Below are 15,106 nucleotides of genomic sequence, written 5' to 3'. Positions count from 1 at the left end.
CATAGAAGTTCCTCTATTTCAATCTATTTTGAGACACATCCCTACGCAGGTCCTAACCTGATCAGGTGGTAAGAGTTTAGGCAGGTCTTGAAGAAAAAATCAAGCTAGCCATTCTCAGCAATTGCTCCTCTTGTGACTCTTTAATTGTACTACTAGAAACCCATTTCTGCAAGTGTCTGAAATCCTAAAATTGTGGTATAGTTAAAGCAAGGATTATCTTTACAATAAAAAAGGAGAAACAACTATGGGACTTTTTTCAGGACTGCTTGGCAACGCATCTAAAAAAGATAATGATAAGGTTGAGCGCCAATTGGAGGGCATCTTAATTCCAGGTGAACAGGTGGAGTTAGCCTATGTCCTTGTTCGTGACTTGATTGTCTTTACAGAGAAGCGCTTGATTTTAGTCGATAAGCAAGGTGTTACAGGGAAGAAGACTTCCTACAAGTCTATCCCTTATCACTCGATTTCTCGTTTTACTGTAGAAAGTTCAGGGCACTTTGACCTAGATGCTGAACTTAAGATTTGGATTTCATCAGCATTGGAGCCCGCAGAGGTCCTTCAATTTAAGAGTGATAATAACGTCTTTGAAATTCAACAAGCTTTGGCAGCAGCAGTGCTAAAGTAATGAGGAAGAAAAATGTTTATTGAAAAAGAACTGGGTTATAAGCGTCACTGGATTAATATTGACTCAGATATTATTTCTGAGCAATCCTACCTTTATACCAAGTATGATATTGACCAGGAAACCATAGAGTATGCCTTGGATAAAAATGAACGAGCTCACATGGACTACAACCGTGAGAATGGAACAATTACCTTTATTTATAATGTTCTGGCTCTTGAGAAGGACAAGGAATACTATGAAACCATTCCTCTGACCTTTATTGTACAAGATACGCGTTTGGTGACCATTAGTAACGAGGATAATGCTTATGTGATCAGCAAAATGCAAGACTATGTGGATAACCATGAGGATTTGTCCATTTATAAATTGCTCTTTGCAGGCCTTGAGATGATTTCAAATGCCTACTATCCCGTCATTGAACGTTTGGATCAGCAAAAAGATGAGGTTAGTCGACGTCTAAGGCAGACTACGACAAGTAAGAATCTTTACGACCTTTCAGATTTGGAAACAGGCATGGTCTATTTGGTGGCTGCCGCTACACAAAACCGCCTCCTTTTGGAGCACATCAAGGGGCACGCCATTTATCGTCGTCTCAACGAGGTTGAAAAAGAACAGTTTGATGATGCCATGATTGAAGCTAGACAGTTAGTAGCCATGACGGACCTCATTTCTAAGGTCTTACAGCATTTATCAGGTTCTTATAATAATATCCTAAACAACAACCTGAACAACAACTTGAGTAATTTGACCATTATTGAGGTACTCTTGGGAGTACTTGCCGTCATTACCGGTTTCTTTGGGATGAATGTTCCTTTACCGTTTATGACTGTCAGTCCGGCCTGGATTTTCATCATTATCGGTAGTGTGATTCTTTGTTTGGTCTTGGCCCGCTACCTGCGTTGGTTGGTCCATAAATAATAATTAGTGAGTGAAACCGTCTTCTCAAATTGAAGGCGGTTTTAAAACGTTATTTTCTGTCTTTTTATTTCTAAATATGATAGACTAGATGAGTTGTTAAAATAAACGACTATTAAATACAGGTAGTTAATCTACTACACAACCAAGTCTCATAAGGTGGCTTCGCACCGCCTTCAAATAGAAAGAAGAATACTTTGAAATTTACAGATTTAAACCTATCAGAAGACATCCAATCAGCTGTTGTAGCTGCCGGTTTTGAAAAACCATCACCTATCCAAGAGTTGACGATTCCACTCGCTCTTGAAGGTAAGGATGTTATCGGTCAGGCCCAAACTGGTACTGGTAAAACAGCTGCCTTTGGTTTGCCTACCCTAGATAAAATTCGTACAGAAGAAAATACAATCCAAGCTCTTGTTATTGCTCCAACACGTGAGTTGGCAGTGCAATCTCAAGAAGAGCTTTTCCGTTTTGGTCGTGACAAAGGCGTTAAAGTTCGCTCAGTCTACGGTGGTTCTAGCATTGAAAAACAAATCAAGGCCCTCCGTTCAGGTGCCCACATTGTTGTAGGGACACCAGGTCGTCTCCTTGACCTTATCAAACGTAAGGCTCTTAAACTCAATAACATTGAGACTTTGATTTTGGATGAAGCGGATGAAATGCTTAACATGGGCTTCCTTGAAGATATTGAAGCTATCATTAGCCGAGTACCAGAAGAACGTCAAACTCTCCTTTTCTCAGCAACTATGCCTGATGCTATCAAACGTATTGGTGTGCAGTTCATGAAAGATCCTGAGCATGTGAAAATCAAGGCTAAAGAATTGACCAATGTTAACGTTGACCAATACTTTATCCGAGTGAAGGAACAAGAGAAGTTTGATACCATGACTCGCCTTATGGACGTTGACCAACCAGAATTGTCAATTGTCTTTGGTCGTACCAAACGTCGTGTGGATGAGTTGACACGTGGCTTGAAACTTCGTGGTTTCCGTGCAGAAGGTATCCATGGTGACCTTGATCAAAACAAACGTCTTCGTGTTATCCGTGACTTCAAGAACGACCAAATCGATATCTTGGTTGCGACAGACGTTGCAGCGCGTGGTCTTGACATTTCAGGTGTCACTCACGTCTACAACTATGATATTCCACAAGATCCAGAAAGCTACGTTCACCGTATTGGACGTACAGGACGTGCAGGCCAATCAGGTCAATCTATTACTTTCGTAGCTCCAAACGAAATGGGTTACTTGGGAATCATCGAAAACTTGACTAAGAAACGCATGAAAGGTCTTAAGCCACCAACAGCTCAAGAAGCCTTCCAAGCTAAGAAGAAAGTTGCCCTTAAGAAGATCGAACGCGACTTTGCGGATGAAGCTATCCGTTCTAACTTTGACAAGTTCAAAGGTGATGCGGTTAAATTGGCTCAAGAATTCACTCCTGAAGAATTGGCACTTTACATCTTGAGCTTGACCGTTCAAGACCCAGAGACAATGCCAGAAGTGGAAATTGCCCGTGAAAAACCATTGCCATTCAAACCATCAGGTGGTGGCTTTGGTGGTAAAGGCGGCAAAGGTGGCCGTGGCAACCGTGGTCGCGATAACAACCGTCGTGGTGGATACCGTGGCGACCGTAACCGCGATGACCGAGACGGTGGCCGTCGTGACTTCAAACGCAAGTCTAAGAAGAATAGCCGTGACTTCGAAAACCGTGGCAACAAACGCCCACACCGTACCTCAAGCGAAAAGAAAAACGGCTTTGTTATCCGTAACAAGGGTGATAAATAGCTACTAAGACGATAATCGGTAGTGGAAAGAACTTTGTTTCATATTTTTTCTTTGAAAACTACTTATGAAAACTTTTTGAAAACGCTCTATGAAAATAGAGCGTTTTCATATATCAAAAAACACACGGTTATTTTTCCGTGTGTTCTTTGATATAGGCTAGTTTTTTCTCTCGACTTTTTTTTCTTAAAGAGTGCTTCGGCGCTCATGGCCTCTGGTTTGCTGGCGAAAGCTTCTGAATAGAGGAGTTTAACCGGTAGGCGAGCTCTGGTGTACTTGGCGCCTTTGCCTGCGTTATGGGTTTTGAGGCGGCGTTCGACGTCTGTGGTATAACCTGTATAGAGGCTGCCGTCGGCACACTCAACCACATACATATAGGCCTTGCTATACTTTGCTGTCATCGTTTAGGACTCACCTTCAGCCTTTTTTCCAAAGTAAATCTCAAAGATTTCGTCAGTATAATCACCATTTTCCTTATGCACAAAGAGAGGTGGAAGGATTTTCAAGCCATCTGTCGAACCGTCTTTAATGGCTTCAATCAGGAGCATATTTGCCTCGCGTCCCATCTTAGGATAGATAAACTGGATACGTTTAGGCGCTAGGTTATACTGGCGCATAGTATCGATGATATCCAAAAAGCGGTCAGGACGATGCACCATGGCAATACGTCCGTTAGATTTGAGGGCATGACGAGCGACCTGGCAAATTTCCTCTAGATTGGTTGTGATTTCGTGACGGGCCAAGAGGTAGTGCTCTGACAGATTCTTCTTGGACGTTTCTGTCGCCTTAAAGTAGGGTGGGTTACAGAGAATAAGGTCCACCTGAGATCTTGGAGCATGGTCAAGCAAATTTTTTAGGTCGTCATTAACAACAGTCACCTGATCCTCTAGTTGGTTGAGAGTGACGGAACGTTTGGCCATGTCAGCCAGGCGTTCTTGTAGCTCAACCAAGGTAATTGGTGCCTCAGTACGTGTACTAGCAAAGAGGCCAACGGCACCATTTCCCGAACAGAGGTCGACGATTAACCCCTTCTTGGGAATTTTTGGGAATCGAGAGAGGAGGATACTGTCGATAGAATAGCTAAAGACCTCCTTGTTTTGTATGATTTTTACATCTGTGGAGAAGAGTTGGTCAATGCGTTCTCCATCTTTTAAAATTGGATTTGTCATAGCTTTTATTGTAACAAAAAACAGCTCCCAAAGGAACTGTTGTGAGTGATTACTCTAGGACACCAAAGGTGTAGCCTTGATCTTTGAAGTATTCGATGATTTGTGGAAGGGTCTGAACTGTGAGCTCCTTACCAGCAGTGTCGTGCATAAGGACAACCTTAACATGACTCTCAGGGAAATACTTTTGTGAACCATCCAAGTAGGCCATCATGGTTTCAGATGTTGTTGGGCGAACAGAGGCTGGTTCTGCATCACCACAAAGCATATTCCAGTCAATCCACTGGACACCTTCCTTGGCGAGAGCTTGGTCAGTACTTTCTAGACCTTGCCATGACATATGACCACCTGGATAACGGAAGATTCTTGTCTTGAAGTCTTTACCTAGGATGGCTTGGAAATTAGCCATGGTTTGGTTAACCTCAGAAACAATCTGACTTTGATTAGGAACACGTCCTGGATAAAGGAGATTAAAGTTATGGCTGAGGCTATGGTTGGCAATCGCATGTCCTTCTGTAATTTGGCGTTTGAGGATGTCCGCATTTTCTTGTGTAATGGTGTAACCAATGTGGAAGAATGTGGCGTGAACACCGTATTCTTTCAAAATACTCATAACTTGTGGGGTCAGTGTTGGATCAATCCCATCGTCAAATGTTAAAAAGACTACCTTGTCGTCGATATCCTGAGACTGGCCTCGAATAGTGTTATTCACAGCAGTAACATCGTAAGCATAGTCAGAAGCTGCAATGCTGTGGTTACTACCTTTCTTGAGTTGTGTTTCATCATCTTCTTTAGCTTTTTCTGAAGATGAGCTTGTGCTATTAGAGACTTGTTCAGTCTTTTCAGCCTTGGCTACTTGTTCAGATTTCGTGTTATGGCGTTGGAATAGGACAAAGCCTAGGATAGCCAGAACAACCAAGTTTGCAATAATGAGGCAAAGATTAAGTGCCTTTCGATTTTTCCCTATAATCTCAATACTTTTTTTCATAGTTACATTATAGCTCAAACTATTAGAAAGTGCCACACCATTTTCAAGACTTTTACAAAGAAATTCGGTGAAAAAAGAGCTCCTTTTTTGGTATAATAGTAAAAAACTTGTAGAAAAAGAGGTAAAAACGTGTTTTACGCTTATTTACGTGGGCTTGTTGTCTTCCTTCTTTGGATTATCAATGGTAATGCCCATTACCACAATCGTGATAAATTATTGAATAAGGATGAAAATTATATCTTGGTTGCTCCGCACCGAACTTGGTGGGACCCTGTTTATATGGCTTTTTCAGCTCGTCCTAAGCAGTTTATTTTCATGGCTAAGAAAGAACTCTTCAAGAGCCGTATCTTTGGTTGGTGGATCCGCATGTGTGGCGCCTTCCCAATTGACCGTGAAAATCCTGGCCAAGAAGCTATCAAGTACCCTGTTAACATGCTTAAGAAGAGTAATCGTAGTTTGATTATGTTCCCAAGTGGTAGTCGTCATTCTTCTGATGTTAAGGGTGGGGTTGCGGTTATCGCTAAGATGGCCAAGGTTAAGATTATGCCAGTTGTCTATCAAGGACCTCGTGAGCTCAAGGGGCTCTTGACGGGTGAACGTGTGGATATGAACTATGGTAATCCTATTGATATTTCAGATTTGAAGCGTTTGAATGATGAAAATATTCAAGAGGTTGCTCGTCGTATCCAGTCTGAATTTGATCGTCTCGATGAAGAAGCTTTGAGCTATCAAACAGGCAAAAAAAACCAAACCCATTGACATATATTTACCGTGTACCTCTCGGTCTTGTAGCTATCATTGCAGTGCTTTTTACCATGGCTTTCTCATATGTAGCTAGCTTTGTTTGGAACCCTGAAAAACACCGTGCTAAAGAAACGCAGAAATAAGCAAATAACTCTGTCAGACATAAATCTGATGGAGTTTTTTTACTTTTTGATATATTTTTCAAATTTTTTACGAATAAGAAAGAAAATATATCAATTAAGGAGAATAGCGTGAAGGAAAAGATTATAGCCTATGTCAAAGATAATCGTCTGTTTGTGAGTGTCATCGCTTTACTGATGGTGATTTTTTGCTTCTTTCTATGGATGACTTGTGGTGCGGGCAACAGTATGGAGGCGGAGACGTCTTATACAGATGTGACAGCTTTGTCAACCTCCTCATCCAAACAAAGCTCACAGTCTCTTTCTGAGGCGTCTTCCCAGTCAAAGACTGAAGGAAGTGAAAAGGATAAGTCAAAAGTAACAGTAGATGTTAAGGGGGCTGTGGCTAATCCGGGTGTTTATACCTTAAAAGCAAGCGCTAGGGTAACTGATGCCATCAAAGCCGCTGGGGGAATGACTGAGGATGCGGATGCTAAGAGTGTTAACTTAGCTGCAAGCCTGTCGGACGAAGAGGTTGTCTATGTGGCAACTAAGGATGAAAACCTTTCTGTTCTTGGTCAATCAGGAACTGGTCAGGTTTCTGACAAAGGAGGGCAAACTAGTGCTAAGGATGGCAAAATTAACTTAAACACAGCGACTTCAGAGGAGTTGCAAACTATTTCTGGGATTGGAGCTAAGCGTGCTGAGGATATCATTGCCTATCGTGAAAGTCATGGAGGTTTTCAATCCGTAGATGACTTGAAAAATGTCTCAGGAATTGGTGATAAAACTTTAGAAAAAATCAGAGAGTCCCTCTATGTGGCTTAAAAAAGCTCCAATCAATCTTTTTTCCTTGGCTCTGTTAATAGCTGCCCTTTATTTTACGATTTTTAACACAAATGTTTATGCTATTGGGGTTTTGTCTTTTCTTTTAGGATGTTTTTTGAAGCATCATTGGAAGAATAAGGTAGCCCTAAAGTTGGTGGGACTTGTAGGTAGTTTCTTTTTGGTCTACTTTTTATTCTTGCACCACAGAGCTACCATACAAGATAAACAAGCTCCTACTGAAATCAATCAGGTGACTCTGGTTGCTGATACGCTGTCGGTTAATGGTGAGCAATTATCAGCTATTGGAAAGGCAAAGGGACAAACTTATCAGGTCTTTTACCGACTCAAATCTGAGAAGGAGCAGCATTTTTTTAAGACTACTAGCCAAACGTTGGTATTAAAAGGGAAAATAAAGTTATCCCTAGCAATTGGTCAACGTAATTTTCAAGGGTTTAATTATCAGTCTTATCTAGCCAGTCAAGGCATTTATCGAATGGCTCAGATTGAACGCTTGGACCATGTGGTGCCTCAAAAATCTCTATCTCCCCTAGCTTTTTTCCATCAACTGAGGAGGAGGGCATTGGTTCATATCCAGACGCACTTTCCTAGTCCTATGAGACACTATATGACAGGTCTGCTCTTTGGGTATTTGGGTAAGGAGTTTGATGAGCAAAGTCAGCTTTACACAAGCTTAGGTATTATTCATCTATTCGCACTTTCGGGGATGCAAGTGGGCTTTTTTCTGGGATGGTTTCGCTATGGACTCCTACGCTTGGGCCTTCCTAAAGATTATCTATTTATTATCTTGCTGCCTTTTTCCTTGTGTTATGGCTTAATGACAGGTTGGACAGCTTCAGTCCTACGTTCCCTGATTCAAAGTTTGTTAGCGGAGTTTGGTATTAAAAAACTGGATAATATGGGGATAACTTTGCTTCTATTGTTTCTCTTTTTACCTCATTTTCTTTTGACAGTGGGAGGTGTTTTAAGTTGTTCCTATGCCTTTTTGTTGTGTTTGTTTGATTTTGAGGAGATGTCATCTCTTAAAAAGTCAATCTGTACGAGCTTAGTGTTGAGTCTTGGGATTTTGCCTTTTCTAACTTTCTATTATGGGACCTTTCAACCGGTGAGTTTAATTCTGACGGCGATGTTTTCGATAGTATTTGATAGCTTTCTCTTGCCTGTATTGACAGTCTTCTTTGCTCTTTCAGGACTGGTAATCTTTTCTCAAATCAACCCACTTTTTGAATGGATGGAGGCCTTTTTGACTTGGATACAATCCTGGATAGGCCAGCCTTTGATTTTAGGGAAACCTAGTTTGTTTCAGTTTGGCTTGATGATAGCTGTCTTGGTTATGCTCTTTGATTTTTGGAAAAAGCCTCAGTTTAGGATTTGCCTTTTGATGATTTTTGGTCTTTTGATGGTCTGGGTCAAACATCCTTTAACCAATGAGGTGACTATGGTTGACGTTGGTCAGGGAGATAGTATTTTTCTGAGGAGTATGAAAGGCGATACCATCCTAATTGATGTGGGTGGCAAGGTGACTTTCGGGTCAAAGGAAAAATGGCAAGAGGCTAGCCAGACGAGCAATGCGGAGAAAACCTTGATTCCCTACCTACAGGCTAGGGGAGTGTCTCAAATTGACCATCTGGTCCTGACTCATACGGATACAGACCATATTGGTGATTTGGAAGAAGTAGCCAAGCGGTTTAAGATTAAGGAAATCTGTGTCAGTCAAGGAGCTTTGACTAAGCCTAGTTTTGTGAAACGACTTCGAACTTTAAAACGCCCAGTTCGCACTCTAAAGGCTGGAGACAACTTACCCATGATGGGAAGTAAGCTACAGGTTCTTTATCCAAATAAAGTTGGTGATGGTGGTAACAACGATTCGATAGTTCTTTACGGAAAACTATTAGGAAGTAGTTTTTTGTTTACGGGTGATCTAGAAAAAGAAGGAGAGGAGGAACTGATGGTCAGCTATCCTAATTTAAAGGCTAGTGTCCTCAAAGCCGGACACCACGGTTCAAAAGGGTCATCGTCTGAAGCGTTTTTGGACCAGTTGCAGCCCTCCCTTGCCCTTGTTTCAGCTGGTGAGAATAATCGTTATAAACATCCAAATGATGAAACTTTGGAGCGTTTCAAGGAACGTCACATTAAGGTTTTACGAACAGACCAGAACGGTGCTATCCGTTTTAAGGGGTGGTTTAAGTGGTCAAGTGAAACTGTCCGATAATTGTTAGAGTTCTTAATTTGTCATGCACCTCAATCTATGGTAGAATGTAATGGCTAATATTCCAGTATAAGAAAGATTGAACAGTATGCGTAAAATTATCATCAATGGTGGTAAGAAACTTCAGGGAGAAGTTACAGTATCAGGGGCTAAAAATTCAGTTGTTGCATTGATTCCGGCCATCATTTTATCTGATGGAGTGGTTACTCTTGATGGGGTGCCAGCAATCAGCGACGTCGATAACCTCATTGAAATTATAGAAGTAATGGGTGGTTCTGTTAAGCGTGATGGCGAAACACTTGAAATCGACCCACGAGGCGTTAAGGATATGCCAATGCCATTTGGTAAGATTAACAGCCTTCGTGCTTCTTACTATTTCTACGGTAGCTTGCTTGGACGTTACGGTCAAGCAACAGTAGGTTTGCCTGGTGGCTGTGATTTGGGACCACGTCCTATTGACCTTCACCTTAAGGCGTTTGAAGCGATGGGTGCAAGCATTTCCTATGAAGCAGAGTCTATGCGTATTGCGACTGATGCTGGTCAACGCATTCAGGGTGCTCATATTTACATGGATACGGTCAGTGTTGGAGCGACCATCAATACCATGTTGGCAGCGGCTAAGGCTGACGGTCGTACGGTCATTGAAAATGCAGCGCGTGAACCTGAGATTATTGATGTGGCAACACTTTTGAATAATATGGGTGCGCGAGTACGTGGTGCTGGTACAGAAGTGATCACCATTGACGGTGTAGAAAGCTTACATGGCACTCGTCACCAGGTTATTCCAGACCGTATTGAAGCGGGTTCCTATATTGCTATGGCCGCGGCTATCGGTAAGGGAATTAAGGTTAAAAATGTTCTTTATGAACACCTTGAAAGTTTTATTGCTAAACTTGAAGCAATGGGTGTTCGTATGACAGTTGAAGAAGATGCCATCTTTGTTGAAGAGCAAGGTGATTTAAAACCTGTTGACATTAAGACATCGCCTTATCCAGGTTTTGCGACGGATTTACAACAACCGATGACACCTTTGTTACTGAAAGCAAGTGGTCGAGGAAAAATTATTGATACGATTTATGAGAAGCGTGTGAACCACGTTCCTGAATTGGCTCGTATGGGTGCTGATATTCAGGTACTCGGTGGACAAATTGTTTACAATGGTCCAACGCAACTCTCAGGTGCGCCAGTAAAAGCCAGTGATTTGCGTGCAGGTGCTGCGCTTGTTACAGCGGGTCTTATGGCAGAAGGTCAAACTGAAATTACCAATATTGAGTTTATCCTTCGCGGGTATTCAAATATCATTGAGAAACTTTCTGACCTTGGTGCAGATATTCGTTTGATTGAAGATTAAGTCTAAGGTTCAACCCCTAGTGGTTGAGCCTTTTTCCATTTCTAAAACTGTGTTATAATACTATCATGGATATTTGGACTAGTCTGGGTGCTTTTGCCTTTTTTGAGTCGGAGCGCCTTTCTTTTAGACCACTCATCTTTTTGGATCGTTTTGATTTACACGAAATTGTATCAAATCCTCAGAATCTACAATTTTTCTTTCCTGCCACTCAAACACAGCATGAAACGGATTGCCTTTTGGTTCATTATTTCATGAAGGAGCCTCTAGGTGTATGGGCGATTGTAGATAAAGAGTTAGATAAGATGATTGGCGTCGTTCGTTTTGAAAAGATTGATGTCCAGAAACGGACTGCAGAGCTTGGCTATTTTCTGAATGCCTCTTACTGGGGGAGAGGTCTAATGACTGAGGCGGTTACCTGTCTGTCAGATTTGGCTTTGACAGCTATGGGAATGGACCGTATTATTCTTATTGCCCATTTGGAAAATAAGGCATCTATTCGTGTAGCAGAAAAGTCTGGCTTTAAACTTGTATCTCGCTTTAAAGGAGCAGACCGCTACACCCGTACCATGCGTGATTATCTCCGCTTTGAGAAGGAGGAGAACTGTGAGTAAACACCAAGAAATTCTGGATTATCTAGAGGCTTTGCCTATTGGTAAGCGTGTTAGTGTGCGTAGTATTTCTAACCACTTGCAGGTTTCTGATGGGACTGCTTACCGAGCGATTAAAGAAGCTGAAAATCGAGGGCTGGTTGAGACCCGTCCTCGGAGTGGAACGGTTCGAATTGAAAAGAAAGTCCAAGTTCGCCTTGACAGGCTGACCTTTGCGGAGATTGCAGAGATTACAGAGTCTGAGGTTATCTCTGGTCATGAAGGTCTGGAACGTGTCTTCAGTAAGTTCTATATTGGAGCCATGACTATTGAGAATATCACCCGTTATCTAACCAAGGGAGATCTTCTTATTGTTGGGGACCGTGAGGATATTCAATTGCTTGCTCTAGAACACAATAATGCTATTCTAGTGACGGGGGGCTTTCAGGTTTCCGATAGGGTAAAAGAGCTTTCTCGTTTGAAGCAATTTCCAGTTATGGTAACAACTTACGATACCTTTACCGTGGCAACCATGATTAACCAGGCGCTTTCGAATGTCCGTATCAAAACAGATATCAAGACTGTAGCTCAAGTCTATACCAGACGAGAAGACTACAATTACATGACTCCAGAAATGACGGTCAGAGATTTTCAGAATTTGGTTAAACGGACCAACTTGGTACGTTTTCCAATTCTATCTGAGTCTGAAAAAGTGATTGGTATTGTGACCATGCGGGATGTGTCTAATCAGCAACCAACGACCATGCTTAAGGCAATCATGACCAAGCCGACGGTGACACGACTTGAGACTAGTCTGGCAACTGTTGCCCAAAAGATGATTTTTGAAGACTTTGATATCATTCCTGTTGTGGATGAAGAAAAACACTATCTAGGTGTTATCACCCGTCGTCAGGTTTTGGAAGAACTTCAGGACAATAATCGTGGCAACTTGCACACCTTTAGTGATCAAATGATAGCTAACCTAAACCAGGACAAGCATGCTTTCAGCTTTGAGGTAGAGCCCACTATGATTGACAATTCTGGAAACCTCACTCAGGGTGTTCTTGCAGAGATGGTTAAAGAGGTTGTCTATCGTATCATGGAAAAGCAGGAGCAAAATGGTCTTGTGATTGAAGAAATGATGTTTTACTTTCTTCAGGCGGCTCAGATTGATGACAAGGTGACGATTACACCAAGTATTATCGCTGAGACCAGACGTAGAGCTCATCTGGACCTTATGGTTACTCACGGGAATCATACCGTCTGCAAATCAGTTGTTGTGGTTAAGAAAACTTAGTAACGAATAAAAAAATAAAAGATATAAAGAAAACGGAGAAAATAATGATTACATTAAAATCAGCACGTGAAATTGAAGCAATGGATAGGGCAGGGGATTTTCTTGCTAGCATTCACATTGGTCTACGTGACCTCTTGAAACCAGGAGTGGATATGTGGGAAGTAGAAGAGTATGTACGTCGTCGTTGTAAAGAAGAAAATGTTCTTCCCCTTCAGATTGGAGTTGAGGGAAGCATTATGGATTACCCTTATGCAACATGCTGTGGCCTTAATGACGAAGTGGCACATGCCTTTCCACGTCACTATATTTTGAAAGATGGTGACCTCTTGAAAGTTGATATGGTCTTGTCAGAACCTATCGATAAGTCAGTCCTTGATGTGTCAAAATTGAACTTTGACAATGTTGCTCAGGTTAAAAAATACACGGAATCATATTCTGGCGGTTTGGCTGACTCATGTTGGGCTTATGCGATTGGAACGCCATCTGACGAAGTGAAAAAACTTATGGAAGTAACACGTGAGGCTATGTACCTTGGTATTGAACAAGCGGTTGTCGGTAACCGTATCGGTGATATCGGGGCAGCTATCCAAGAATACGCTGAAAGTCGTGGTTACGGTGTTGTTCGTGATTTGGTTGGACACGGAGTTGGGCCAACAATGCACGAAGAACCAATGGTGCCAAACTATGGGGTGGCTGGACGAGGTCTCCGTCTCAAAGAAGGAATGGTTTTGACTATCGAGCCAATGATTAACACTGGTACTTGGGAAATTGATACGGACCTTGAAACGGGTTGGGCTCACAAAACTCTTGACGGTGGACTTTCTTGTCAATATGAACACCAATTTGTTATTACTAAGGATGGTCCAGTAATTTTGACTTCTCAAGGCGAAGAAAGAACTTACTAATATGAAACGACAAGGCTTAATGGCCCGTCTCTTGGATAAACTCCAGTGGCGCCCTTTGCAGGTTTATCTTAGGCATTATCGTAGTGCAGAGATAGACATTTCAACTATCGCAGTGGCTTACTATCTCATTTTGACGATTTTTCCGCTCATTGTCATTGCGGCCAATGTCTTTCCCTATTTGAATATTGATACGACAGATCTCTTGAAGTTTATGAATGAGCACCTTCCTAAGCAGTTTTATGCACCTGCAGCCAACGTTGTTCAGGATATCTTCTCGACACCTTCTGGACAGTTGCTAGGAGTTGCCTCTTTGACGGGATTCTGGACAATGATTAAGTCCTTGTCTTCACTTCAAAAGGCGATTAACAAGGTATATGGTGCTTCAGAACACCGTGATGTCTTTATTAGTCACATTATCGGTGGTTTCATGAGTCTGGTAATCTTATTCCTGCTCACCTTTGCACTAATGCTGTCCACAATTATTCAGTCGGTCCTTCGAGTTATCAATCAGACCTATCCTATTGGTTCCAAGATGACCCAGCTTATTTTAAATAGTATTCAGCCTCTAAGTATTGCAGTTGTCTTCCTGGGAATGATGGTGCTTTATTTCGTGCTTCCAAATGTGAAGATTCGAAAAATCCGCTATGTTATGCCAGGAACAATATTTACGACTTTAGTGATTGGCTATTTAAGTAACTTGTTTGGAACCTACGTGATTCGTACCTTGAGTCGATTGGTTGACATCAAGTTATTTGGATCCATTATGATTTTCGTCTTCATGCTTTGGTTCATCTTTTTGGCCAGGATTTTGATTTTGGGTGCCGTCTTTAATGCGACCTATCAAGAACTTAGACAAGGTGAACTAAAAAGTAGAAGAGGAGATGTGATTACTATTATTCAGAGCTTTTCTGGAGATGGTAGTGACAGCAAAAAACATAAAAAAGATGAGGATGATTCCTAGATGATAAAAAGAGCTTGGTGAGATCCAGGCTCTTTTGACGGGATTATTGATTTTTCGTAGCTAATAAAAAACATTGATTATGGAGGAAAAATGAAAAAACAAACTGTTCGTGATTTAACACATATTGCTATTGTGGCGGCCCTTTATGTAGTCTTGACTGTTGTGCCACCTTTTAACTTAATTTCCTACGGTCCCTACCAGTTCCGAATTGCAGAAATGTTCAATCTTTTAGGATTTTATAATCGCAAGTATATCATTGCCGTTACTTTGGGCTGTGTGATTGCTAATTTCTTTAGCTTTAACATGATTGATGTGGTTGTTGGAAGCCTATCAACATTGGTCTTTGTCGGTTCAGGTGTTTATTTCTTTGACCGTTTTAAAAACCAAGACATTTTGGGTGGCCTTTTTGACAAGGCTCATGTTTTCTTTGCCTTTTACTTTTCATTCTTCATGGTGACGATTGCGGCTGAGTTGACTCTAGTTACTCAAGCACCATTTTGGGCAACTTGGTTCACTGTTGCTATGGGAGAATTGGCATCACTCTTGGTTGGTGCAATTCTTATTAAGAAATTGGCCAAAGTCATTGATTTTGTTTCCTAAATTAACGTCTGT

The 15,106-nt window shown here is 41.6% G+C and carries 13 protein-coding genes, 2 pseudogenes and 1 riboswitch; of the genes and pseudogenes, 12 read left to right on the top strand and 3 right to left on the bottom strand.

Annotated elements, in window-relative coordinates; genetic code table 11:
• Positions 1–21: 21 nt before the first annotated feature.
• Positions 22–141, bottom strand: a riboswitch (TPP riboswitch).
• A gap of 103 nt (positions 142–244) precedes the next feature.
• The 3 genes from SSAL8618_RS08005 to cshA all read left to right on the top strand — a co-directional run bounded on the left by SSAL8618_RS08005 (position 245) and on the right by cshA (position 3,324).
• Entirely contained in the window at positions 245–625 is a 381-nt protein-coding gene (locus tag SSAL8618_RS08005; protein ID WP_013991039.1) for a PH domain-containing protein, read from the top strand.
• A gap of 12 nt (positions 626–637) precedes the next feature.
• A complete protein-coding gene (locus tag SSAL8618_RS08000) occupies positions 638–1,543 on the top strand; it encodes a magnesium transporter CorA family protein (RefSeq protein WP_022496128.1) in 906 nt (301 codons plus the stop codon).
• Positions 1,544–1,737: 194 nt separating this feature from the next.
• On the top strand, positions 1,738–3,324 hold the full coding sequence (gene cshA / locus SSAL8618_RS07995) for a degradosome RNA helicase CshA (protein WP_004183188.1): 1,587 nt from the start codon (positions 1,738–1,740) through the stop codon (positions 3,322–3,324).
• Between the two features lie 127 nt (positions 3,325–3,451).
• Here the strand turns inward: cshA and SSAL8618_RS07990 are convergent.
• From SSAL8618_RS07990 to SSAL8618_RS07980, 3 genes and pseudogenes are all read right to left on the bottom strand, one after another.
• Positions 3,452–3,722: pseudogene (locus tag SSAL8618_RS07990) on the bottom strand (GIY-YIG nuclease family protein).
• Between the two features lie 3 nt (positions 3,723–3,725).
• A complete protein-coding gene (locus SSAL8618_RS07985) occupies positions 3,726–4,490 on the bottom strand; it encodes a tRNA1(Val) (adenine(37)-N6)-methyltransferase (RefSeq protein ID WP_038676615.1) in 765 nt (254 codons plus the stop codon).
• Positions 4,491–4,539: 49 nt separating this feature from the next.
• Positions 4,540–5,475, bottom strand: coding sequence for a polysaccharide deacetylase family protein (locus tag SSAL8618_RS07980; RefSeq protein ID WP_052124418.1), 936 nt, complete (start codon positions 5,473–5,475; stop codon positions 4,540–4,542).
• 129 nt (positions 5,476–5,604) lie between these two features.
• Here SSAL8618_RS07980 and SSAL8618_RS07975 point away from each other — a divergent pair.
• The 9 genes and pseudogenes from SSAL8618_RS07975 to SSAL8618_RS07935 all read left to right on the top strand — a co-directional run bounded on the left by SSAL8618_RS07975 (position 5,605) and on the right by SSAL8618_RS07935 (position 15,094).
• A pseudogene (locus SSAL8618_RS07975) lies at positions 5,605–6,362 on the top strand (lysophospholipid acyltransferase family protein).
• A gap of 108 nt (positions 6,363–6,470) precedes the next feature.
• Positions 6,471–7,166: a helix-hairpin-helix domain-containing protein gene (locus SSAL8618_RS07970; protein ID WP_022496133.1), complete on the top strand. Its 696-nt coding sequence runs from the start codon at positions 6,471–6,473 to the stop codon at positions 7,164–7,166.
• Entirely contained in the window at positions 7,156–9,396 is a 2,241-nt protein-coding gene (locus SSAL8618_RS07965) for a DNA internalization-related competence protein ComEC/Rec2 (RefSeq protein WP_038676610.1), read from the top strand. Before SSAL8618_RS07970 ends, SSAL8618_RS07965 begins: the two co-directional genes overlap by 11 nt.
• Positions 9,397–9,481: 85 nt before the next feature.
• Entirely contained in the window at positions 9,482–10,744 is a 1,263-nt protein-coding gene (gene murA / locus SSAL8618_RS07960; RefSeq protein ID WP_002884638.1) for a UDP-N-acetylglucosamine 1-carboxyvinyltransferase, read from the top strand.
• 65 nt (positions 10,745–10,809) lie between these two features.
• Entirely contained in the window at positions 10,810–11,355 is a 546-nt protein-coding gene (locus tag SSAL8618_RS07955) for a GNAT family N-acetyltransferase (RefSeq protein ID WP_013991031.1), read from the top strand.
• Positions 11,348–12,628: a CBS-HotDog domain-containing transcription factor SpxR gene (spxR, locus tag SSAL8618_RS07950; RefSeq protein ID WP_002884454.1), complete on the top strand. Its 1,281-nt coding sequence runs from the start codon at positions 11,348–11,350 to the stop codon at positions 12,626–12,628. The genes SSAL8618_RS07955 and spxR overlap by 8 nt, the downstream gene beginning before the upstream one ends.
• 44 nt (positions 12,629–12,672) lie before the next feature.
• Positions 12,673–13,533 (top strand): methionyl aminopeptidase, encoded by an 861-nt coding sequence (locus SSAL8618_RS07945; protein WP_002884335.1) that lies wholly within the window; start codon positions 12,673–12,675, stop codon positions 13,531–13,533.
• Position 13,534: 1 nt separating this feature from the next.
• Positions 13,535–14,494, top strand: a complete 960-nt coding sequence (locus SSAL8618_RS07940) for a YihY/virulence factor BrkB family protein (protein WP_037611879.1) — start codon at positions 13,535–13,537, stop codon at positions 14,492–14,494.
• Positions 14,495–14,584: 90 nt separating this feature from the next.
• Entirely contained in the window at positions 14,585–15,094 is a 510-nt protein-coding gene (locus SSAL8618_RS07935) for a QueT transporter family protein (protein ID WP_002891556.1), read from the top strand.
• The last annotated feature ends 12 nt before the right edge of the window (positions 15,095–15,106 follow it).

The sequence above is a fragment of the Streptococcus salivarius genome, from assembly GCF_000785515.1.
Classification (GTDB): Bacteria; Bacillota; Bacilli; order Lactobacillales; family Streptococcaceae; genus Streptococcus; species Streptococcus salivarius.
The sequence above is the reverse complement of the archived record's forward strand: the minus strand, read 5'-3'. Positions and strand labels throughout refer to the sequence as shown.